The following is a 21,620-nucleotide window of genomic DNA, read 5'->3' on the forward strand; positions in this document are numbered from 1 at the left end:
AGCTTAAAATTGAGAAATATTTATGTTAAAAGAAAAATACGGCTTTAAAGAAATTGAAGACAAATGCAACATATTATGGGAAGGCAGTAAAGTTTATAAATGGAATGGTGAAAAGGATAACACTTTCACTATAGACACACCTCCGCCGACAATATCGGGAAAACTCCATATTGGCCATATATTTAGCTATTGCCACACGGACTTTATTGCAAGGTTTCAGCGCATGCTGGGAAAAGATGTGTTTTACCCAATTGGGTTTGATGATAACGGGCTTCCCACTGAAAGATTGGTTGAACAAACCTATAAAACCCGTGCAAAAGAAGTTGGCAGAGAAAAATTTATAGAGATGTGCCATGAGGTTATTGAGAAATCAAAGCAAGAATTCAAGGAATTATTTAAATCAGTTGGCATTAGTTATGACTGGGATTTGGAATACCACACGATCAGCAAGGAAACTGTGACGCTTTCACAGATGTCGTTTATTGATCTATATAATAAGGGATATGCATATAGAAAAATGCAGCCCATCCTTTGGGACCCGGTTGATAAAACCGCAATTGCGCAAGCAGAAATAGAAGATAAAGTTTTTGAGTCATCCTTAAACACGATAGTTTTCTCTACTGAAGAAAATGAGCAGATCAATATTGCAACTACGCGACCTGAATTACTTCCAGCATGTGTTGCAGTTTTTTGTCATCCAGAGGATACGCGCTACACTCATCTGATCGGAAAAACAGCCGTGGTGCCAATAGCAGAGGAGAAAGTTCCAATAATAGCAGATGATAAGGTTAAAATAGATAAAGGCACTGGGCTTGTTATGTGCTGTACGTTTGGTGATGAACTCGACATATATTGGCAGCAAAAGCATAATCTACCGATGAAAATTATCATCGATCAGGATGGGAGGATGAACCTGCATCCACCACATGGTCAGAAGGAAAGAGTATGGATCCCAGTGTCTGGGCACTGGGATGACACCATAGGTGGCACTGGAATCCAGGAAATAGAAGAATGGATCCCAGTGTCTGGGCACTGGGATGACACCATAGGGGCTACTGGGATGACAGGAGAAAGGGCTACTCAGATGACAAAAGAAGGCGTCATTCTACCACACCCCGGCGTCATTCCAGTGCGTGACACTGGAATCCAGGAAAAAGAAGAATGGATCCCAGTGTCACGCACTGGGATGACAGACGATATACTAAATGAAATAAATGGACTAAAGGTTAAAGAAGCAAGAAAGAGGATGATCGAAATCCTGAGTAGAAAAGGACTTTTGATAGAAAGCACTAGCATTTCTCATTCTGTCAAATGCGCAGAAAGGTCTGGTGCACCACTTGAGATATTGCCTACTTATCAATGGTTTATCAAGACCTTAGAGCAAAAAGCTCAAGTATTAGATAAAGTAAAAGAATGCAATTGGCATCCAGCTACTATGCGTAAACGTATGGAAGTGTGGATAGAAGGGCTAAATTGGGACTGGTGCATCTCAAGGCAGCGCTATTTTGGTGTGCCATTTCCAGCGTGGTATTCCAAACGTAAGGGAGAAGAAGGTAAAATTATTCTAGCTGAAATAAAGGCCCTACCTATAGATCCACTCAAAGATTTGCCAAAAGGGTATAGCAAAGAAGAGGTTATTCCAGATCAAGATGTAATGGATACCTGGGCCACAAGTTCAATTACTCCTCAACTGAGTGCACTGGCAGTAAACAGTGAGTTTAGCTTACCAAATCATCGCTATAATACAATATTTCCTGCAGATCTGCGCAGCCAGAGCCATGAGATAATAAGAACTTGGGCTTTTTATACTATTTTAAAGGCATATTATCATGCAAATTCTTTACCTTGGAAAAACATTATGATCAGCGGTTGGTGTTTAGCCGATGATAAGAAAAAGATGAGTAAATCAAAAGGTAATATCATCACTCCTCATGTAATACTTGAAACTTATGGAGCTGATGTAGTGCGCTATTGGGCAGCGAACTCAAGGCTTGGAGTTGATACAGTCTACTCTGAAAATATATTCAAAATTGGCAAGCGCCTAGTTACAAAACTTTGGAACGCTAGCAAGTTTGTTTCCATGTTCATGGAAAAGCATCAAGTGATGAGCATAAATTCTGCTCACGAGACAATGGATAAGTGGATATTGTCTAAGTTATACAAAGTTATAGAAAGAGCAACGAATAACCTATTACAGTTTGAATACTGCGAAGCTTTGGGCGCAGTAGAGGAATTTTTTTGGAAGGATTTTTGTGATAACTACTTGGAATTAGTAAAAAAACGTGCGTACGGAAGCAGTTTAAGTGCAAAACAAAGCTTGGCGTATGTACTGAATATTATTTTGCGGTTATTTGCACCTTTTTTGCCATACATTACAGAAGAGATATACCACCAGTTGTATAGTTATAGTTCTGTACACAATCAAAGTAATTGGCCGAGCAAAGAAGAACTTATCTATGATAAATATTCAGAGGAAATGGGAGATAATGTTATTCAGATATTAAACATTATCAGAAAGATGAAGGCAGATAATAATGTATCAGTTAAGCATCTGATAAAAAAGTTGATGATAAAAGCGAGCGTACAAGAGGATAAGTTAGATCAATCTGCACAGGATGATTTGCAGGTAGTTTGCAATGCGGAAATGATAGAGTGGATGCAGTCTGAGCTTAAAACTGAAGACGGGAAATACATAGTGAATATAGATTTATACTGATTTTTATAGCTTTACTTCCTTTGATATCCATGCTATTATAATCATTATTAGTTGTGAGGATGAGGGATTTGTATAGTAAAACCAATGCACCGTATCTTATAGCTGGTGCTTTTGCTACTTTAGCATTGCTTGCATCTGGGACACTTGCTGTTGCTCCTTATGTTGAGTTCTTGTCTTCAGTTGCAGCCTTTAATGTAGCTCTTCCTGTTGCCTTGAGTTTGTCTATACTTTCTGTTTTGGTGCTTGCACTTTCATGTAAAATGATTAAGAAAATAGAGGTTGAGAAAAATAAATTTGCTGAAAAAGAGCAAAAGCTGGCTAACGTAAAACAACAATTTGAGAGTAAGGTACAAGAGTTAGAAAATAAAATAACTCTGGGAGAAGAAGCTAAAGAAGCTGCAAGCAAAGAAGTGGAGGAGTTAAAGAAACAACAAGATGATGCACAGCAAAAATTAGATGGTGCTATAAAAGAGTTAAGTGATAAGAATAGTGAAATTCAGGAATTAAAAAGTGAAATAGAGAATCTGGAGAAGAAGATACAAGAGTTACGTATTAAAAATACAGAACCGAGTGCAAAAGTAGAAGATCAGTTAAAACATGAGAAGAATGTGCTTTTTTCAAAACAACAAGAGTTACATACTGAAAATATAACATTGAGTAAAAAAGTAGATTCTTTAACAGAGGAATTACTTCAATCTCAAAAGGAAGTAGATTCCTTAAAAGCGCAGTTAAATGAATTAAAACATGAAGGAACTTTAGCTCTTTCGTTAGAAGAACAAATAGCAGATTTAGAAAAGAAAAGGAAAGAAGCAGCAGTGCGGTTAAGAACAAAAAGGGATGAAACTTCCTCTCTGGAGAAGAAATTAAAAGATTCGGAGAAAAGAGCAAAAGAATTAAGTAACGACATAAAAGAATTAGAGAAGAAGTTATACCAGTTGGAAAGGGAAAAGAAAAGATTAGAAGGTGAAGTTAGTTATGAGCGTCAAGAGCACACTCGTTTTAAAAATGAAGTTGACAAATTAAGTACAAAGGAGAAAAAGCACTTATCTAAAATTGAGGAGCTGGAAAAGGAATTATTATCTTTAAAAGCAGACGAGGAAGAACTTGTTAATCAATCAATAAACGTTAAGGATGATTACAAGAAAAATGTAAATAAATTTGAAGAAAAAAAGAGAGAATATGTAACGAAAACAGTATTTACTGTACTCAGTGTAGTGAAAGAAAGAGTAGAGCAAGGACTTTTTAATTTAGAAGAACAAGACATGCAAGATACAGACCGTATACAAGAAGCAGTTGATGAATTTATGCAACCTATATATGAAAAGTTAGGTATAAATAATCAACTAGATATAAGTAGTGAACATTCATCAGAATTTAAAGGAACAGGTGAAAATAAGCTCGCTAATGGACTAACTTTCCCGAAACCACTTTCTCCTCACACATCCACACCAAGAAGATATCTTAGAAAATCTCTATCTCCTAAAAAGGAAGATGAGGATGAGAATAAAGAAAATTCAGAGCAACTAAATCACGAAAGTCTTGATACAAATATAAACAGCCCTCATTCATCGCCTTTTAAAGATACAACAAATAATTCCTATCACACCTTAAAGATGTAAGTGCAGTAACCTCCACAGATAAGAGAATCTTAACAAATATATACAAGACTGCTTTGTGTATGGAGGAGGGGTAATGAGCAATTTGTTTAACAAAGCTAACACATTTTATTTTATAGCTAGTTCCTTGACGTTACTTACATCTTTAGCGCTTATTGTAACTTCTAATGTGCCTCTTCCTCTAATTCTTGCTTTAGCTGCATTATCTATTTTGGTGCTTGCACTTTTATATAAAATAATTCGTAATAATAAGAAAATAGAGATTGAGAGAAATAAATTCGCTCAAAAAGAGCAAGAGTTAGAAAATAAAATAACTCTGGCAAAAGAAGCTGCAAACAAAGAAGTGGAAAAATTAAAGAATCAATCACGTGAATTAACTCGAGAAAAGCAAAATTTAGACAAGAGAGCAAAAAAATTGAATCAGAAAGTAAATGAGTCAGAAGTTGAGAAAGAATCTCTTCTTAAAGAAAAAGAATCTTTAGAGCAAAAATTAGAAGCTAAAATAAACCTTGTATTTGAAATAACAGGCAAATTAGAAAAAATAATGAAGGAAAAAGATGAGCTTGGTGAGCAAGAAGAAGAATTACTTTGTAAAATCTCGCGTTTATGTGAACAGTTACAAGAAAAAGAAAATGATATAGCTAAAAAAGAAGAACGCATAACGGAATTGAAAAGGAAAATAGACAATAATAAACATGTAGAGTTAAAAAATGAAGAATTTCATAAAGAAATAGAAAAATTATCTAAAGAAAAAGAGGAATTATGTAAAGAAAAACATACATTATATAATAAAAAAGAAGAATTATATAAAAGACAAGAAGAACTTTATGTAGAATTAGATGAGTTACAATGTAGATTTAAAGAAATTAATCAGAAAAATAAAAACTTATCTCAAGAATTAAAAAAGAGATTTAAAGAGTTAGATGAAGCAAATGGTTTAATTGAAAATCAATCTTCTGAGTTAGACGGAATAAGAAAAGATTGTAACAATGAGGTAAAAGAGTTACAAGATTCACTTCGGGAGCAAGCTACTCAAATAGAACAACTTGAAGAAGGTTTTTTGAAAGAGAAGAAAGAACAAGTAGATTTTATGCAACTGTTGATAAGCTGTATAACAGACCAAATAGAAGGACCAACAGGAGATAATGATGAAAAAGCAATATTAAACACGACTCAAATATTAAAGTTTGCGTTACAAAAAGAAATTGCACGACTTTTGTCAGACGAAACGCCTGCTTCTTTGCTGGAAGATCTTGTATATGCATCATCGCCAAACGAAACATCTGTTCCTTTACATGCAGGAGATCCTGGATATGAATCCGAGGGAGATTCTGGATATGGATTACCTAACAGCTGTTTATCCACTCCGACCAAGTTGCCAATTTCACCATGGGCAGAACGTTGTAGACGCAGTCAATTCCGGAATGTAGAACTTGACAATACAACAATTAGTCTTATTATAAAATAAATCATGCAAGATAATGAACCCAATAATATGTGCACTGGATACACAAGACTTAAATGAGGCTATTTCTCTAGCTAATGCTCTGTGTGGTAAAGTTGGCATGGTAAAGCTGGGATTAGAATTTTTTGCTGCTCATGGTCTCTCTGGAGTGCAAGAAGTTGCAAAATGCAATGTACCAATTTTTTTAGATCTGAAATTGCATGACATTCCAAACACTGTAGCTAAAACAGTTGAAGTAATAAAAGTTCTGAACGTTGAAATGTTAACTCTGCACATCAGCGGTGGAACAAAAATGCTTGAAGAAGCGCTAAGTGTAGTGCAAGGCACAAAAATAAAGCTGATTGGAGTAACGGTGCTAACTAGTATGAGCAATGAGGATTTAAACGAGCTTGGAGTAGCAAGAGAGGCAAAATCACAGGTAATTTTGCTTGCAAAGCTTGCAAAAAAGATTGGACTCTATGGAATAGTCTGTTCTGCATTGGAAGCTCAAGAAGTGCGCCGAGAATGCGGTGAAGACTTTAAAATTATTACTCCAGGAATTCGTATAGATCCAGGTCATGACGACCAAAAAAGGACAGCAATGCCGAAAGAAGCAATAAATTCAGGAGCTGATTATATCGTAATTGGTAGGCCCATTACAAGAAGTGATGATCCTGCAAGTAGTGCAGAATTAATATTGAAATCTCTTACTAATTGAAGCAGATAAAAAAAAGTGCTTGACATAAAAAAACAAACATTATATAGTGTTGTTATCTTTTATTTTGTCCCGCTTAATTTAATTACTGAATTAAGCTTACAGTACTAGGCGTGGTACAAAGTGCCACGCTATTTTCCGATTTACATTTTCAACAGATAAAAAATGATGCCATTCCAGCGCGTGGCGTTGGAATCCAGTTTTCCATCCAAGACGGCAGTGCCCAGACACTGGTTTCCATATCAAAAATGTTTATTTTCCAGCTACTTTTATACTTATTAATTAGTGTGCTTTCTTATAATTAAAATTCCTGGATCCCAGTGTCAAGCACTGGGATGACAAGAAAGGGAGCACTGGAATGACATCGTTTACTATGTACCATATTGCAATATTCGTACAACTGTGGGAAACATCTATGAGTACCATTCCTATTACCTTATTTCCATTTTCATTTCATTTTCAAAGGAGGCTATTATGTCACTTACCGATATCGCTCACCGTATCAATGAACTCGCTTCATCATGGGAGCAATTTAAATTAATAAATGATCGCAAACTAAAAGAAATTGAAAGCAAAGGACGTGCTGATTCTGCAACAATTGAGCAGCTATGCAAGGTAAATAATACCATTGATAGTTGCAAAGAGCGTTTAGACTTGATCGAAACTGCAGCTCAACGTCCAGAAGTAAATACAGATTTTAGCACAAGCGATAAATATTTTTCTGATTATATCCGCAAGGGAATGGAAAGCGGTTTATCACACAAAACCCTCAGTGGAGATGATAATGATATCGGAGGGTATCTAGTTACTCCGCATATTGTAAAACGCATAAACAAGCGCGTAACTGATTCGTCCCCAATGCGACAAATATGCTCCAGTCAAAGAATCTCTACTGAAACATTGGATTACATTATAGAAGATTTTGACCGTGCCGGTGCAGGTTGGAGTAGTGAAACAGTAGATGATGAGGACGGTGGTAATAAATCTAAGTATGATTTTGCAAAAGATACGGACACACCTAAAATCCAAAAAATTTCCATAACAACTTACGAGTTATATGCTCAACCACAGATATCACAAAAGTTACTCGATGATGCGTTTGTCGATGTTGAGAGTTGGCTGGTGGAAAAGATTACCGAGACTTTTAGCAAGGAAGAAAGCGAAGCCTTCATTAAGGGTGAGGGCACTTTTCAACCAAAAGGGATTTTAGCTTATGAAAATGGAAACAGTTATAATAAAATAGAGCAAGTTAAAACTGAAAAATTGGATAGCGATTCAATAATGGTGTTGTATTACTCTCTGGACGAATATTATTCCAAAAATGCGTCATTTTTGATGAACAGGAGTACGTTGAAGAATGTTAGGCTACTAAAAGCTCAAACAGGTCAATATCTTTGGCAACCAAGTTTGTCGCTTGAAGCTCCAGATACCTTAATGGGAGTGCCAGTATACCAGTCTGCCGATATGCCACCTGCATCAAACATTCAGCTACCAGTAATTGCGATGGCAGATTTCAAACAAGCTTATAAGATTGTAGATAACAGAGGAATGAGAATATTAAGAGACCCTTATACGAATAAACCTTATGTGAGGTTTTTTGTCACTAAGCGTGTCGGCGGAGAGGTTGTAAACACCAGTGCTATTAAATTGTTGAAAGTTGCGAGCAAGTACTAAAAACTTCCGCAGCATCATCTTTATAGCCGTTTTACTTCTTTTTGTATAGCTCCACTCCTGTCATTCCAGTGCTTGACACTGGAATCCAGCCTTTTCATAATCATCAAAACGTTGTATTGTAACATAAAACGGCTACTTTTATGCTTACCAACTTAATAAAATTCCTGGATCCCAGTGTCTGGGCACTGGGATGACATCTTTTTTTCTTGGTACAAATTACTCTTATATCTCAATGTTTGTACAGCTATACGTCACGCGCTGGAATGACATCAAAGAGTGGGCTAATGGTTTTTTATAATGTGAGAAGTCTATTTTCTCTTTAAAGTAAAAAATGGTTGACATGTTATACTATTTATGAAATAATTCAGTTAATTTATTATTAATTTAAGGAGTAAAATATGTGGAAAAACATAAAAAAGTTTTTTAAGTGGATTGCTGATCACACAGGGATTTCATGGATTGCAAGAAAAATTTCATCAGGGTGGAAGTCTGGTAACAAGACAAATCAAGCAGGTGGAACTAGTCAACCGAGAAGTCAAGTACCAAGTGAATCTCAAGTTAATGGTACTGCTATTAATGATATTGTTATTCCAGAGGGAGCAAACTCACCTGCTGCTTTAGAAGAGGGGTTTTTTGATGCAGAAGAAAACCAACCTTGGTTACCAAATTCAGAAACTACTAGTCCAGAAGCAGAACAACACACTGTTGGCGATGATCTATCAGTTAATGCATAATCATTGTAGCAAACTCTTCAAAAGGAGCGCCTTTTATAGGTGCTCTTTTTTTCTTTCTTATATACACAAAAATCATATAGAATTGTAAACGCAGTTTTTTTATTCTGATGCTTTTCAATTCTATAGCTCTGGTTGTCTTTCTATTACTATTTTTCTACATTATCGTAAAAAAACTGAGCGAAAAGAAAGCAAACCTTGAGGGTAATTTATGTAAATTAGAGCAAGAACTTCAAGAAACAAAGCAAAGTTTGCTTACGAAGAATGAAGAAATAGTTGATTTAAGGGTCAAAAGAGCAGAACTTGAAGTAACTTTGCAAAAAGAACGTGAGGAAAAGAAAAAGGAAATAGAATTACTAACAAAAGCAGAGGAGAGATTAACAAACACTTTTAAAGCGCTCTCTCTTGATGCTTTGCAAACAAATAACAATAATTTTCTGAGCTTAGCAAAGGAAGTAATCGATAGTAAATTAAAAGAAACGGAAAGCGATTTCAAAAAAAGACAAGCAACGATCAACGAAGTTGTAACTCCAATAAAAGAAAAATTAGAAAAATTCGATAATGAAATACGTGAGCTAGAAAAGGAGAGGGTAGGGGCCTATGAAGGTTTAAAGGAGCAAATTGGAGCGCTGATGAACCAAACTTCCAACCTTGCTAATGCCCTGAGGAAACCTCACATTAGGGGCAAATGGGGTGAAATGCAACTCAAAAGAGTGGTAGAAATGGCAGGAATGATTGAGTATTGCGATTTTTTTACTCAGCCGTCAGTGATTGATAAAAACGAGGATAATTTATTGCGTCCTGATTTAATAATCAAAATGCCATCTGGAAAGCAAATAATAATAGATGCTAAAGTGCCGCTTGATTCTTACATGGATGCTATATCACAAAATGATTTGCAAATACAAAAGGAGAAATTAAAGAACCATTCCCTGGCAATAAAAAAACACATAAATGACTTGGGTAAAAAAGAGTATTGGAATCAATTTGAAAATACGCCAGAACTTGTGGTACTTTTCTTAACAGGGGAGGGGGTTTTTAGCGCAGCACTGGAATATGAGCCCGCTTTGATAGAGATTGGAGTGGAAAAAAAAGTGATCATTGCAACACCGATCACTCTAATTGCGTTGCTGAGAGCAATAGCGTATGGATGGAAGCAAGAGATGATAGCTGAAAACGCAAAGAAAATCAGTGAACTAGGTCATATTTTATATGAGCGCATTTGCACAATGGGTGAAAACTTTGATGATTTGCGCAGGAGCTTAAAAAGCGCTGTCGATCATTACAATAAAACCGCTGGTTCGCTTGAAGCAAGGGTGTTTCCTGCTGCCCGAGAATTCAATAAGCTTGGTATACATGCAAAAAATAAAAGTTTAAGTACTGCAAAGGAATTAGAATCTTTACCACGCAATTTACATACTGGAGAATTGAAAGTAGATTAGACTTCTATTGCACTATAGCTAACCCAAGAAAGGTTTCCCTGTGTCATACTGCGATTCATTCCATAACTGTACGAACATTGCGATTTGGGCCTACCAGAAGGGCAATGCCTCTTATCCAAGTACCCTCTTCTTGTCATTCCAGTGCTTGACACTGGAATCCAGCCTTTCCATAATCATTAAAACGTTGTATTTTAACATAAAACAGCTATTTTTATGCTTGCCAACTTAATAAAATTCCTGGATTCCAGTGTCAAGCACTGGGATCTGATGGGCCCAAATCGCAATGTTCGTACAGTTGCGCGGTATCTCTAGATCCCGCTAGCGGGATGACGGTTGTCGGTAAATCTAAGTCAGTTTAGCTATACCATGCTGAACGACAGATACGGCATACGGGTACATTTTTTAAAGTAGTCAAGCTACTTTGATGACAGAAATTTAATGATCCAGGATATACTCCTTTGTTAAGGGAGATTGAGCATTTTCGAATATTTCTTGAGTGCTTCCAGATTCAACGATCTTGCCATTATGAAAGAAAATTACACTATCAGATAACTTTTTAGCTTGTTTCATTGAATGAGTTACCATAATTATGGTAAATCTTAATTTCAGCTCTTGTATAAGATTTTCAATTGCATTGGTTGCCATTGGATCAAGAGCAGAGCACGGTTCATCCATTAATAAAATAGTTGGCTTCACTGCAATTGCGCGAGCGATGCATAGCCTCTGTTGTTGGCCACCAGATAAATTGAGTGCGCTATCTTGCAATCTGTCTTTTAATTCTTCCCATAAGCCAACTTTAGTTAAACTATTTTCCACCATCTCATTCAATTTTTGCTTATCCTTCACCATACCATGCAGTTTTGGCCCATAAGCAACATTGTCATATATTGATTTTGGAAAAGGATTTGGCTTTTGAAATACCATGCCAACTTTTGCTCTGAGTAGCACAACATCCATATCGCGTGAATATATATCACCCAGCCCATCGATATCTAATTCACCAACAGTTTTGCATCCAGGTACATAATCATTCATACGATTAAAACAACGCAAAAATGTTGATTTACCGCACCCAGATGGTCCGATAAAAGTAGTAACTTTTCTTTTATAAATATTCAAATTTATATCGAATAAAACTTGTTTAGAGCCATACCAAAGATTTAGATTGTTAACGGAAGCGTGTATATCGCTCATATAACGTCCTGCATTGAATAGAGCCCCGGAATTTCTCTTTTATTTTCGTATAGCCATACTGCTGCTTGAACAGCTCCTCTAGCAAACGTTGTGCGATCAATTGCTTTGTGGTTTAGTTCTATCCGTTCATCAGAATTAACAAACATCACACTGTGATCTCCTATTACTCCACCTCCACGAGATACTGCAAAACCTATTCCCCCCTTTTTTCTTATGTTTGAACCGCTATGTAGATATTGATTGGACTGAAAATCCACTTTTGAAGCGTTAGCAATTGTTTTGCCAAGTTCCATAGCTGTTCCAGATGGTGAGTCCTTTTTTAAGTTGTGATGCATTTCCCAAATTTCAACGTCATATTCATTACCTAAAAGCTCAGCAGCTTTTTTTACCAATTTCAGCAATACATTAACCCCAACACTCATATTTGCTGACCATAATATTGGAACTTCAGCAGCATATTCTTTTAAATCGACACCTTCTATTCCAGTTGTGCCACTAACCAGCGGTGTTTTAAATTTTACAGCTGCTTTAAGGCAGTCTAACATACATTCTTTGGTTGTAAAATCTATTACAACGTCGGATAACTTAAATATGCCACTAATAGAACTTGTAACTTTAATTCCTAGATTGGAACCGCAGCCTATAATTGATCCAATATCTGAATCTATGTACTTACTGCCTGAACGGGCAACAGCACCTGCTATTTCCACTTTGGTATTTGTAATTAATTCATTGAGTATTTTCTTGCCCATTCTGCCTAAGCAGCCTATTACTCCAACTCTGATTTTCATAAAGCTTTTTACGTTTATTAAGAATGTTATGCCTTTTTTTAAGCTCTGTCACTTCTGATCTATATTCTATAGCTGTACGAACACTGCAATTTCAGATCCCAGTGCCTTGACCACAACTATTGCAATATGGTACATAGTGAACGATGTCATTCCAGTCTGGAATCTAGCCTTTCTGCAATCTCATCGAAAACGTTGTAACCACTTTCTATGCTAGTTTGCTTGCTTACAAGCAAACTTTTCTGGATCCCAGTGTCTGGGCACTGGGATGACAGGAGAAGGTACTGGGATGACACCCTGACAACCGTCATCCCGCTACTTGTTAGCGGGATCTATGCTAAGAGATACCGCGAATGAATCGCGGTATGACGTAGGACTGCTGTCATTCCAGTGCTCCTTTTTTTGTCATCCCAGTGCGTGACACTGGGATCTAGCCTTTATTATTTGGTTGAAATTAAGTCTTCTGGATCCCAGTGTCAGCTACTTTCATGACATCATTATAAAGTAAAATGAGATCCCAGTGTCTGGGCACTGGGATGACAAGAATAGGGCACTGGGATCTAGTGGGCTCAAACTACAATGTTTGTACAGCTGTGATCTATATTCTATAGCTGAATAATTTAACAATTCAAAATGAATACATATATTATTGAGCTCTATATTACATACCAAGTTGCTCTGCCTTTTCCATGCTGAGTAATGTGATTACTCTTTACGAGATTAGATACGTGTTTTTTTAAGGTACTAAGGTTCGCTTTAGTAATATTTTCCAAATCCTTAATTGTAAGACGTCCATGTTTGCTGAGTAGTGCTAATACTTTAGCAGAAAGTGGTGGTAAATAGAGATTTAACACTTTTTCATGTGACACCTTTTGTTCAAGATGAAATTTTTGCTTTTGTAGTGACCTTAAAAAGAACATAAGCCATGGATTAAAATCATAGCTGCTCGTCTTTAAGGATTGTTGAGTACGACGCAAAGCTAAGTAGTAACTCTCCTTATTACTTTCAATTATACTTTCAAGGGAACTGTAAGGTACATAGATATACCCTAACTTTAGTAACAAGAAAGTTGTGAGAATGCGTGATAATCTGCCATTTCCATCCTGGAAGGGATGAATAGCTAAAAAAGTAACTATAAAAATGCCAATAATTAATAGAGGGTGTAACGATTTCACCTCTAATTGCTGGCTAGTCCAATAAATAAGTTCTTGCATTTGTGTTGCTGTCTCAAATGGAGAGGCTGTTTCAAAAACTATGCCCAAGCTTTTTCCAGATTCATCAAACGCCTCAACATGATTGGGGAATTTTTTATATTCTCCCATGTGCCTTTGATCTTTATATGAAAATTGTAAAAGCCAGATGTGAAACTGTTTTATAATGTTTTCTGTAAACGGCATATTTTCAAAGTTTTGAAATACTTCTTCACACACGCACGCATATCCAGCTATTTCTTGTTCATCCCGAGAGCGAAATGAGTGTGTATCAAGTTTGGATAGTAATTGCTCAACTTCACGGTCTGATAATCTTGCCCCTTCAATACGAGTAGAAGAACCAATACTTTCAATTGTTGCAGTTTTCTTGAGCATTTGTAAACGTTCTGGAGCTAAATTACCAAACAATTGCCATGCTCCTTTAAATTCATCAATTTCAGCAACTAATTTTAACATTTCAGGTGTTATTACAATTTTTGAAATGTCAAACATATCTGTATTTTTATCTAGTTATATTCAATTATATTCGAAAATATCCTATTAGTAAAGAATACTTGTGAGACACACACTAAAGAATGAATTTTGGTAGGCATAAAAGCAGCTATTTTATGTTAAAATACAACATTTTGATGAAATTATAAGAAAGGCTGGATCCGAGTAGTCAGCTACCCGTCAGTGCATGTTGAAAAATCATTTTATGATCTAAATCAGTTTTTTTACAAGTAACTTCTAAGCTTATCAATTTTCCCAAGATCTTCTTAAGTTCTGAAAGTTGCAAACTTTTCAAATGAGATTTAAAGCTCTGCAATTGTTTAAAAAACAATGGAGGGCTTAGCTGATCAATCGCAGCCTGCTCACTCATTCCACCTTGCACTGACAGCAAAACGTTTTCAAGGCGTAGGAAATAATTTGATATAATGCGAATTAGCGCTATCGGTGAAAAATTTTCTTGCGATATCAATGCATCAGAAATTCTAATGAAGCGCGACATATCTTTACTTGCTATGGCAGAGCATAGATCATCAAGTGTAGCATAGTCGTTACCAGAAGTTGAAAAGCATAATTCTATATCAGTAAGTTTTAGGTCTTTTCTCTTCCCTAAGTACAAAACTAATTTCTCAAGTTCTGAACGTATAGGTAGCTTTCTATGGTTAAAGTAAGATTGCAAATGGTAGATTATCTCATTTGTGCATTTTATATCATTTTGTTTTAAGTAACTTGATATAATGTCACAAAGATTGCTGTTGCTGTCTTTATAGCAAGCAATTACACCAAAAATTTTTGAACTCTCCATATAACTTTTGGTTGCAGAATTGTGTAGAAGATCACTTGCTACCATCATTACATAGTGACCACTTGCGTTATAATCCAATACGTTTTTTAACTCTTTGGATATACCTCCACTCACATTTATCAGCTTAATTAATTTTTTGCTGGTAAACATCGAAATGTTTGCCAATTCAGAAAACAGTAAACCGGGTGACTTATTCACTATTGCAAAATCCATCACCTGAACTGAATACTCATCCAAATTAGCAATTATTTCTTGTACATAAAAACCAACCCTACTGTTATCACTTCCATGAATTAACACACCACTTAAAGCATCAGGTTTCTCTAGGAATTTTTTAACTTTGGATGGTGTGACCCTCATGCCATCTATATGATATCATTCTCATTTGACTGTACATGAGCATCCAAAGACTCTGAGTTTTCTTGCGCAATATTGTGCACATCATCTGCCGTACTCTGCACATTATCCGACTCTTCTGTTTTTCCTGTAATATAATTATAAAATTTTTTCACAGGTTGAGATATATATTTGGAAAAAAATCCTTCTTCGCTCATATTGCTTACTCCATAAAATTAACACCTTACCATTAGCACATAAACAATAATATAGCAAAGACTATTTTGTGCTAAGATAGTGATGTTTTATAATGAGTATATTACAAAATTATTAACATTCGAGATTAAAATTAAGCCAACCTGCTTAATACTAGCCTTATAAAATAAGCGATAATTAAATATACAGCTGCAACAAGTATAATTGCAGGTCCAGTTAACAAATCAAAACTTGCAGATAACATCAGACCCGATATCCCAGAAATCACAGAAAAAACTGTTGCAACAATAATCATCTGCATTGGAGTTTTCGAAATGAGCCTTGCAGATGCTGCTGGTATTAGCAAGAATGCAGCAATGAGTAATATTCCTATTAATTGGGCAGCAATTGCTATAAATATAGCAAGAGTGATTAAAAATTCTAGTCTAACAAAATTAACATTAATCTTCTCAACTACTGCTAAATCTTGATTAATTGAAATCATTAACCAATAACGCCATCTAAATATTAATATCAAAGTAACTATTACAGAGGTTAAAAAAATCAATACTATATCACTTTGATCGAGCATTAATATATCACCAAACAGTGAGCTAATAATACTATTATTGCCCGATGGAAGAAAAGACATAAGTATTAAACTCGATGATAAAACTACATTGGTAACAATGTTCAATATCGTATCAGCAGAATATAATCTGTTAAAATTAAGAGAAAGTAGTATAGCAAATGTAATTGCAATGAGCATTATGCTAAGCGATGGGCTAATCTTAAAAATCAAAGCAAGTGCAACACCGAGCAATGAAGAATGGGACAAACTATCACCAAGATAAGATAACCTTTGCCATATCATAAACGATCCTAAAGCGCCTGTTACTAGGCTAATTACGACTACTGCAACTAGACTGTTGATGAAAAAGTCCTGGGTAAACATTTCAAGCATGCTATATGGCTATTAGATAACTGACAACAAATTTATCTTCGGATATCAAAATGTTATGGGTTCTGCATGCTGCACCGGTTGTCATAAATTCAAAATTTAAACCTTTTTGTTCCATAAGATAGGACTTCACTGAAGAACTTAGTATATTGCGTGTTTTACCAGTACCTATTATCAAAATTTCTATTTCCTCTGTTAAAAAAGATTTAAAATGTTCCTTGCTATTTATATCACTTTCTTTCAATTCAATCACCTTTTCAGGAAAAATTATAATTGAGCCGCAATACTCTCTATTATTCACCAAAAATTTTCCTTCCCTGTAACCATTTATAAGATTTTTATTCTCGGAAATTAAGGGAGTTATATCCATAAAGTCAAACTATTAATTGAGTGTCACATACCCACCATTCTGGTTGCTTTTTTCTGATATTAGCTGCAGCAGCTTTTGCATTTTCCTCACTATCGAATATTCCAAAGCATGATACACCACTGCCTGACATGCGAGAAAGTATAGAGCCTTCTTGTGACTTAAGTGTTGATATCACATCCTTAATTTCAGGTACAAGGCTTATTGCTATTTCTTGAAGATCGTTTCTCGTCTCTTTAAGAAGCTTCAACAAATCCTTTTCAGCGTCATCGCTCCATTTAATTGGCTCAGAAAATTCTCCTTCATGTTTGGAAAATACCTCTGGTGTACTCAAAAACTTTTTTTTCGGTTTCACAAGCACCACATTTGTGGGTAAGGAAAATTTTTGGACATAGCACAATTCTTCGCCAATACCTCTAACAAAAACAGGCTTGCTATCTACACTTGCTGGAACATCAGCACCAACGTTTAAGGCTATTTCATTTAAAATCGTCCTATCAATCTCCCACAGCTTCCCTAGCGTACGTACCACAGCTCCAGCATCTGAGGATCCGCTACCAAGTCCTGCAGCAATTGGTATGTTTTTTACAACCTTTACAGTGACTTTAGTGCGTACAGGAGCATGCCTAAGCAGCAGATTAACCGCTTTCATTACAGTGTTATATTGGTTATTTATTTTAGACTCGGAGTTTATAAATTCAACTGTAGAGTTATCGTATCTAGAATCCTTCTCACCTACTTTTATTTCCAAAAAATTAGAGAGATTAGCAAAGACAAATAAACCTTCAATCAAGTGATACCCTGTTTCTTTTTTGTCTACAACATGCAAAAAAAGATTGATTTTTGCAGGCGCCTTTACACAAAAACTTTTCATTATATATCTTCACTAACACTATTTTTACATTATATGTATAATGCTATTTTAGTCAACTTCTATAAGGTTTTCGCACTTCTGATGAGATCAAATGCCATAAATCCTAATTTCTCTGTATGGGTAAATGCGTCCGCTGGTACAGGCAAAACAAAAATCTTAATAGACAGAGTATTGAGACTTTTATTAGAAAACAAAAGAAATATTCTTTGCTTAACATTTACCAACGCTGCAGCAAACGAAATGGAGAATCGCATTCACAGCATACTCAGCAAGTGGGCGGTATGCTCAGAGAGTGTGTTGGTGGCAGATCTAGAACAACTAGATTTCTTTCCAATGTCATTCCAGCGCGTGACGCTGGAATCCAGTAAAAAAAAAGAATGGATCCCAGTGTCAGCTACTTGGATGACAGGGGATGACGCAGAAATAACGGAGAATGATGCTGAGGTGATAGCACCACATAACCATGATTTAAGTGAAAATCCAGTAGCCCACCCTTCGATGTCATCCCAGCACCCCTACTTGTCATCCCAGCACCCTTATTTGTCATCCCAGTGCGTGACACTGGGATCCAGAAAAAATAAAGATTATTTAACAAGAGCAAGAAGGCTTTTCTCTGAACTGGAAAATCTTGGTCTAACTATACAAACCATACACGCTTTCTGTTACAAATTAATCTCCAGCTTTCCCATAGAAGCTGGCATCGCCCCAAATTGTACGCTGAGTGAATGTAAAGAATTACATTCCATCATATTCAATAAAGTGCTTCATAATGAGGCTGTGCAAGATAGTATAAACTTCATTGCAACTGAAATTGATGAAAATAAATTACGCGATTTGCTTTATACTTTATGTGTAAAAAGATTTGCGTCAGCAAATGATTCGAAATATATCAAAGATAAATTGAGCGCCCCAGATGAAATTCATGACTTACAGAGTGAAACAATTGAGCACGTGGAAAGACTAGCCGAGATATTAAGTGAAGGCAGTAAAAGAGATCAGAGTTATAGTGCAATACTCTCTGATTGGTTTAATAGCACAAAACCGTCCGTACCAAATGGTGTCATTCCAGTGCTTGACACTGGAATCCAGAAAAAAAGAACCAGTGTCAGCTACTCGGATGACACCGGAATAAAGTGGAATGACACTAAAGTAGAAAACCTAGCCAAGGTATTTCTAAAATCAGAATCGCACGAAAAAAAGAGCATATCATCCATTGCAACAAAAAGTATTTTGGAGAAATTCAGAGATGCAGAGCAAATAATAGAGAGCGTTCAGAATGTAGTGTTTACTCATATAAGAGACATGGACTCTTATCAAATATTCAAGAGAACCAGTAGCTTACTTGGTATATTTAAAGTATATATTGATCTATATAGTAGCGAAAAATCAAAAAATGCACTGCTTGACTACAATGATATAATTGACTTAGCAACAAATCTTCTCAGCAATCCAAACTACAAAGATTGGATATTGTTTAACTTGGATCAAAAAATAGATCACATCCTTGTTGACGAGGCACAAGACAATAGCATCAGTCAGTGGAAAATTATAACAAATCTCTGCGATGAATTTTTTGCCGGTAATGATGAAAAGCGAACCTTATTTGTTGTTGGTGACGTAAAACAATCCATATACAGATTTCAAGGAGCAAATCCCCATCTATTCAACTACATGCAACAATACTTTCATACGAAAACTGGTTGGATATCATGCCAACTTGAAAAGTCATTCCGCTCAACTCCAGAAATTTTAACACTTGTAGATAGAATATTTAATAACTTCCGCGCAGAAATATCTTTTAATGATAATGAAATAAAACATGTTCCACATAGAGAAAATGACCAAGGATATATTGAAATTTGGCCAGCGTTACCAAGGCGCAAAGAGAAAGAACAGCAAGCTTTACAAATTCCTCTGACATGCAGGGAAGGTTATACAATAGCAGATCGATTACTTGCTCAAACAATAGCCAACAGAATTCACAATTGGTTAAACGAAGGGCGGATTTTAGTCGCTAAAGATCGCCATATAGAACCAAGGGACATTATGATTCTGGTACGACAACGAAACGTGTTAGTTGATTACATAATAAGCGAACTTAAAAAAGCAAACGTACCAGTTGTAGGCCGAGATTATTTTAGAATTATGGACTATATAGCCGTGCAGGACTTAATAGCTTTGGCCGAATTTTTACTTCTCCAGGCAAATGATCTAGCTCTTGCAAATGCTTTAAAATCACCGTTATTCAATTTTACCGAGGATGATTTATTTAACATTGCATATGATCGTAAAGAGCATTCACTATGGGAAAGAATTCAGGATTATTCTGTGGTTATCTATAGTGAATTAAACTATCTCATTAACTTATCTCGCACAGAATCCCCTCTCGCATTATTCACGCATATACTGCGCACAGGTAAGAAGAAATTTGCTGCAAGGCTAGGTCTTGAGTGCTTCGAGGTTCTAGACGAATTTATGAACCTTGTGTTGCAATTTGAGAACCCATCTCTTCAAGCGTTTGTTCAATGGATCAAGGAGAATAATCCGGAGATTAAGAATGATATGCAATCAGAACGCAATGCTGTGCGAATAATGACAATTCACAAATCAAAAGGTCTGCAAGCTCCCATAGTATTTTTGGTTGATACAAACACAGTGCCAAGAAACAGTGAAAGCATTATCTTTGATGGAATAGAAGTGCCATTTTGGTGTGGAAAAAACAACAACGCTTATTGCGATCAAGTAAAAAGAGAGAAAAAACTAGAGGATTATAATGAATATTTGCGTTTATTATACGTAGCACTCACGCGTGCTGAAGATGAGTTATACATCTTAAGTAAAGAGCCAGTGCAAAAGGGCTCTTGGTATGATCTAATCACTAAGTATGGAGAACCATATGAAAAGAAACAAGCATACTTACAGCCAATATTTAAAGAAAAAGTTGAAGTGCTATGTGTGAATGCAAACTACCCTTACATTTATAAAAAACGTGATTATTTTGACGTTCCAGTGATTTCGCTTCCGCCAGCTTTAGCCCACCCTTCGGTGTCATCCCATCATCTTCCCCTGTCATCCCAGCGTCCTCCCCTGTCATCCCAGCATCCTCCCCTGTCATCCCAGCATCCTCCCCTGTCATCCCAGTGCTTGACACTGGGATCCAGTAAAAAAGAAGGAGAACAAGTGTCAGCTCACTCTCCGGTGCCATTTCAGCACGTGACGCTGAAACCTGGAGAAAAAAAGGCCTGGATCCCAGTGTCAAGCACTGGGATGACAAATAGGGGTATTGGAATGACAGATGAGAGTGATGGAATGACAACAAGGAGCATTGGGATGACAGATGGTTATGCAAGAGGCCTGATCATTCACAGCATATTGCAGTATATGCCCAAGATAGAAAAAGAAAGGAGAAAAAATTGGGTCAGAAAATATCTTGACAATATAAACACCAGTGAAGATAAGGATGAAATTTACAGTAAAATATTAGCCTTTAATGAAAAATATGGCTATTTGTTTGATTTGGAAGGTAAGTCAGAAATTACACTGAGTGGAACAATTGATGGCAAGTCAGTATTAGTACGACTAGATAGGCTATGCATAACGCAAGATAAAGCAATCATAATTGACTATAAATCACACCGTAACGTTTCTGTTTCCTCATTAAATGAAATAAAAAAACAGATGTTGATCTATAAAACCTTAGTACAAGAGATATATCCAAACAAGCAAGTAGAGTGTGTGGTTATTTGGGTAGAAGATTTAACTCTGCAATCTGACTTTTGATAAAATTTGATTACAAGAGATAGCTACTACGTCATACCGCCACTCCTTTCTCGTCATCCCGCTACGTGTTAGCGGGATCTCAGCATAGCTATCTTAAAGCTAAGTAATATAAGTCAACCCAGCTATGATTCTTTTGGACGAGCTTATCGTCATGCCACCGCGAACCGTCATACCGCCACTCCTTTCTCGTCATCCCGCTACGTGTTAGCGGGATCTCAGCATAGCTATCTTAAAGCTAAGTAATATAAGTCAACCCAGCTATGATTCTTTTGGACGAGCTTA

The 21,620-nt window shown here is 36.2% G+C and carries 20 protein-coding genes; 8 read left to right on the forward strand and 12 right to left on the reverse strand.

The features are described from left to right. Nucleotides 1-22: 22 nt before the first annotated feature. From ABWU69_RS03615 to pyrF, 4 genes are all read left to right on the forward strand, one after another. Nucleotides 23-2,716, forward strand: coding sequence for a valine--tRNA ligase (locus ABWU69_RS03615; protein ID WP_353285402.1), 2,694 nt, complete (start codon nucleotides 23-25; stop codon nucleotides 2,714-2,716). A gap of 68 nt (nucleotides 2,717-2,784) precedes the next feature. Further along, a complete protein-coding gene (locus ABWU69_RS03620) occupies nucleotides 2,785-4,335 on the forward strand; it encodes a hypothetical protein (protein WP_353285403.1) in 1,551 nt (516 codons plus the stop codon). 73 nt (nucleotides 4,336-4,408) lie between these two features. After that, nucleotides 4,409-5,800 carry a hypothetical protein gene (locus ABWU69_RS03625; RefSeq protein WP_353285404.1) on the forward strand — a complete coding sequence of 464 codons (1,392 nt, stop codon included), beginning with the start codon at nucleotides 4,409-4,411 and terminating at the stop codon, nucleotides 5,798-5,800. 13 nt (nucleotides 5,801-5,813) lie between these two features. Then, entirely contained in the window at nucleotides 5,814-6,494 is a 681-nt protein-coding gene (pyrF, locus tag ABWU69_RS03630; protein WP_265035599.1) for an orotidine-5'-phosphate decarboxylase, read from the forward strand. Between the two features lie 279 nt (nucleotides 6,495-6,773). Here pyrF and ABWU69_RS03635 read toward each other — a convergent pair whose 3' ends face one another. Next, the gene (locus tag ABWU69_RS03635) at nucleotides 6,774-6,917 is read right to left on the reverse strand and encodes a hypothetical protein (RefSeq protein ID WP_265035600.1); all 144 of its coding nucleotides are present in this window, start codon (nucleotides 6,915-6,917) and stop codon (nucleotides 6,774-6,776) included. A gap of 48 nt (nucleotides 6,918-6,965) precedes the next feature. Between ABWU69_RS03635 and ABWU69_RS03640 the strand changes: the two genes are divergently transcribed. From ABWU69_RS03640 to rmuC, 3 genes are all read left to right on the forward strand, one after another. Further along, complete coding sequence (locus tag ABWU69_RS03640) at nucleotides 6,966-8,165, forward strand: phage major capsid protein (RefSeq protein ID WP_353285405.1); 1,200 nt, start codon at nucleotides 6,966-6,968, stop codon at nucleotides 8,163-8,165. A 398-nt stretch (nucleotides 8,166-8,563) separates the two neighbouring features. Further along, on the forward strand, nucleotides 8,564-8,899 hold the full coding sequence (locus ABWU69_RS03645; protein ID WP_265035601.1) for a hypothetical protein: 336 nt from the start codon (nucleotides 8,564-8,566) through the stop codon (nucleotides 8,897-8,899). Between the two features lie 107 nt (nucleotides 8,900-9,006). Next, nucleotides 9,007-10,338, forward strand: a complete 1,332-nt coding sequence (rmuC, locus tag ABWU69_RS03650) for a DNA recombination protein RmuC (RefSeq protein ID WP_265035602.1) — start codon at nucleotides 9,007-9,009, stop codon at nucleotides 10,336-10,338. Here the strand turns inward: rmuC and ABWU69_RS03655 are convergent. The 11 genes from ABWU69_RS03655 to ABWU69_RS03705 all read right to left on the reverse strand — a co-directional run bounded on the left by ABWU69_RS03655 (nucleotide 10,335) and on the right by ABWU69_RS03705 (nucleotide 17,558). After that, the gene (locus ABWU69_RS03655) at nucleotides 10,335-10,490 is read right to left on the reverse strand and encodes a hypothetical protein (RefSeq protein ID WP_265035603.1); all 156 of its coding nucleotides are present in this window, start codon (nucleotides 10,488-10,490) and stop codon (nucleotides 10,335-10,337) included. The genes rmuC and ABWU69_RS03655 overlap by 4 nt on opposite strands. A 283-nt stretch (nucleotides 10,491-10,773) precedes the next feature. Next, entirely contained in the window at nucleotides 10,774-11,532 is a 759-nt protein-coding gene (gene pstB, locus ABWU69_RS03660) for a phosphate ABC transporter ATP-binding protein PstB (RefSeq protein WP_265025549.1), read from the reverse strand. After that, nucleotides 11,529-12,323, reverse strand: coding sequence for a 4-hydroxy-tetrahydrodipicolinate reductase (dapB, locus tag ABWU69_RS03665; RefSeq protein WP_265035604.1), 795 nt, complete (start codon nucleotides 12,321-12,323; stop codon nucleotides 11,529-11,531). Before dapB ends, pstB begins: the two co-directional genes overlap by 4 nt. Before the next feature lie 146 nt (nucleotides 12,324-12,469). Continuing rightward, on the reverse strand, nucleotides 12,470-12,631 hold the full coding sequence (locus tag ABWU69_RS03670; protein WP_265035605.1) for a hypothetical protein: 162 nt from the start codon (nucleotides 12,629-12,631) through the stop codon (nucleotides 12,470-12,472). 175 nt (nucleotides 12,632-12,806) lie between these two features. Beyond that, a complete protein-coding gene (locus ABWU69_RS03675; protein ID WP_265035606.1) occupies nucleotides 12,807-12,992 on the reverse strand; it encodes a hypothetical protein in 186 nt (61 codons plus the stop codon). Continuing rightward, nucleotides 12,977-14,023, reverse strand: a complete 1,047-nt coding sequence (locus ABWU69_RS03680) for a Fic family protein (RefSeq protein WP_265035607.1) — start codon at nucleotides 14,021-14,023, stop codon at nucleotides 12,977-12,979. Before ABWU69_RS03680 ends, ABWU69_RS03675 begins: the two co-directional genes overlap by 16 nt. Nucleotides 14,024-14,192: 169 nt before the next feature. Beyond that, entirely contained in the window at nucleotides 14,193-15,185 is a 993-nt protein-coding gene (gene holA, locus ABWU69_RS03685; RefSeq protein WP_265035608.1) for a DNA polymerase III subunit delta, read from the reverse strand. Between the two features lie 5 nt (nucleotides 15,186-15,190). Continuing rightward, nucleotides 15,191-15,379 carry a hypothetical protein gene (locus ABWU69_RS03690; protein ID WP_265025545.1) on the reverse strand — a complete coding sequence of 63 codons (189 nt, stop codon included), beginning with the start codon at nucleotides 15,377-15,379 and terminating at the stop codon, nucleotides 15,191-15,193. Between the two features lie 131 nt (nucleotides 15,380-15,510). Then, entirely contained in the window at nucleotides 15,511-16,320 is an 810-nt protein-coding gene (locus tag ABWU69_RS03695) for a metal ABC transporter permease (RefSeq protein ID WP_265035609.1), read from the reverse strand. Between the two features lies 1 nt (nucleotide 16,321). Next, nucleotides 16,322-16,687, reverse strand: a complete 366-nt coding sequence (locus ABWU69_RS03700) for an Mth938-like domain-containing protein (RefSeq protein ID WP_265035610.1) — start codon at nucleotides 16,685-16,687, stop codon at nucleotides 16,322-16,324. 4 nt (nucleotides 16,688-16,691) lie between these two features. Then, entirely contained in the window at nucleotides 16,692-17,558 is an 867-nt protein-coding gene (locus ABWU69_RS03705) for a 4-(cytidine 5'-diphospho)-2-C-methyl-D-erythritol kinase (RefSeq protein WP_353285406.1), read from the reverse strand. A gap of 81 nt (nucleotides 17,559-17,639) precedes the next feature. On the opposite strand from ABWU69_RS03705, the gene ABWU69_RS03710 reads away from it, so the two are divergent. Further along, a complete protein-coding gene (locus ABWU69_RS03710; protein WP_353285407.1) occupies nucleotides 17,640-21,338 on the forward strand; it encodes a UvrD-helicase domain-containing protein in 3,699 nt (1,232 codons plus the stop codon). The last annotated feature ends 282 nt before the right edge of the window (nucleotides 21,339-21,620 follow it).

It is taken from the genome of Wolbachia endosymbiont (group A) of Beris morrisii, from assembly GCF_964028185.1.
GTDB lineage: Bacteria > Pseudomonadota > Alphaproteobacteria > Rickettsiales > Anaplasmataceae > Wolbachia.

Excerpts from the sequence above, each read along its gene's own strand:
- ABWU69_RS03615 (WP_353285402.1), top strand. The coding sequence starts at position 23 with ATGTTAAAAGAAAAATACGGCTTTAAAGAAATTGAAGACAAATGCAAC.
- ABWU69_RS03625 (WP_353285404.1), top strand. The coding sequence starts at position 4,409 with ATGAGCAATTTGTTTAACAAAGCTAACACATTTTATTTTATAGCTAGT.
- pyrF (WP_265035599.1), top strand. The coding sequence starts at position 5,814 with ATGAACCCAATAATATGTGCACTGGATACACAAGACTTAAATGAGGCT.
- ABWU69_RS03635 (WP_265035600.1), bottom strand. The coding sequence starts at position 6,917 with ATGGTACTCATAGATGTTTCCCACAGTTGTACGAATATTGCAATATGG.
- ABWU69_RS03640 (WP_353285405.1), top strand. The coding sequence starts at position 6,966 with ATGTCACTTACCGATATCGCTCACCGTATCAATGAACTCGCTTCATCA.
- ABWU69_RS03645 (WP_265035601.1), top strand. The coding sequence starts at position 8,564 with ATGTGGAAAAACATAAAAAAGTTTTTTAAGTGGATTGCTGATCACACA.
- rmuC (WP_265035602.1), top strand. The coding sequence starts at position 9,007 with ATGCTTTTCAATTCTATAGCTCTGGTTGTCTTTCTATTACTATTTTTC.
- pstB (WP_265025549.1), bottom strand. The coding sequence starts at position 11,532 with ATGAGCGATATACACGCTTCCGTTAACAATCTAAATCTTTGGTATGGC.
- dapB (WP_265035604.1), bottom strand. The coding sequence starts at position 12,323 with ATGAAAATCAGAGTTGGAGTAATAGGCTGCTTAGGCAGAATGGGCAAG.
- ABWU69_RS03670 (WP_265035605.1), bottom strand. The coding sequence starts at position 12,631 with ATGACGGTTGTCAGGGTGTCATCCCAGTACCTTCTCCTGTCATCCCAG.
- ABWU69_RS03680 (WP_265035607.1), bottom strand. The coding sequence starts at position 14,023 with ATGTTTGACATTTCAAAAATTGTAATAACACCTGAAATGTTAAAATTA.
- holA (WP_265035608.1), bottom strand. The coding sequence starts at position 15,185 with ATGAGGGTCACACCATCCAAAGTTAAAAAATTCCTAGAGAAACCTGAT.
- ABWU69_RS03690 (WP_265025545.1), bottom strand. The coding sequence starts at position 15,379 with ATGAGCGAAGAAGGATTTTTTTCCAAATATATATCTCAACCTGTGAAA.
- ABWU69_RS03695 (WP_265035609.1), bottom strand. The coding sequence starts at position 16,320 with ATGCTTGAAATGTTTACCCAGGACTTTTTCATCAACAGTCTAGTTGCA.
- ABWU69_RS03700 (WP_265035610.1), bottom strand. The coding sequence starts at position 16,687 with ATGGATATAACTCCCTTAATTTCCGAGAATAAAAATCTTATAAATGGT.
- ABWU69_RS03705 (WP_353285406.1), bottom strand. The coding sequence starts at position 17,558 with ATGAAAAGTTTTTGTGTAAAGGCGCCTGCAAAAATCAATCTTTTTTTG.
- ABWU69_RS03710 (WP_353285407.1), top strand. The coding sequence starts at position 17,640 with ATGAGATCAAATGCCATAAATCCTAATTTCTCTGTATGGGTAAATGCG.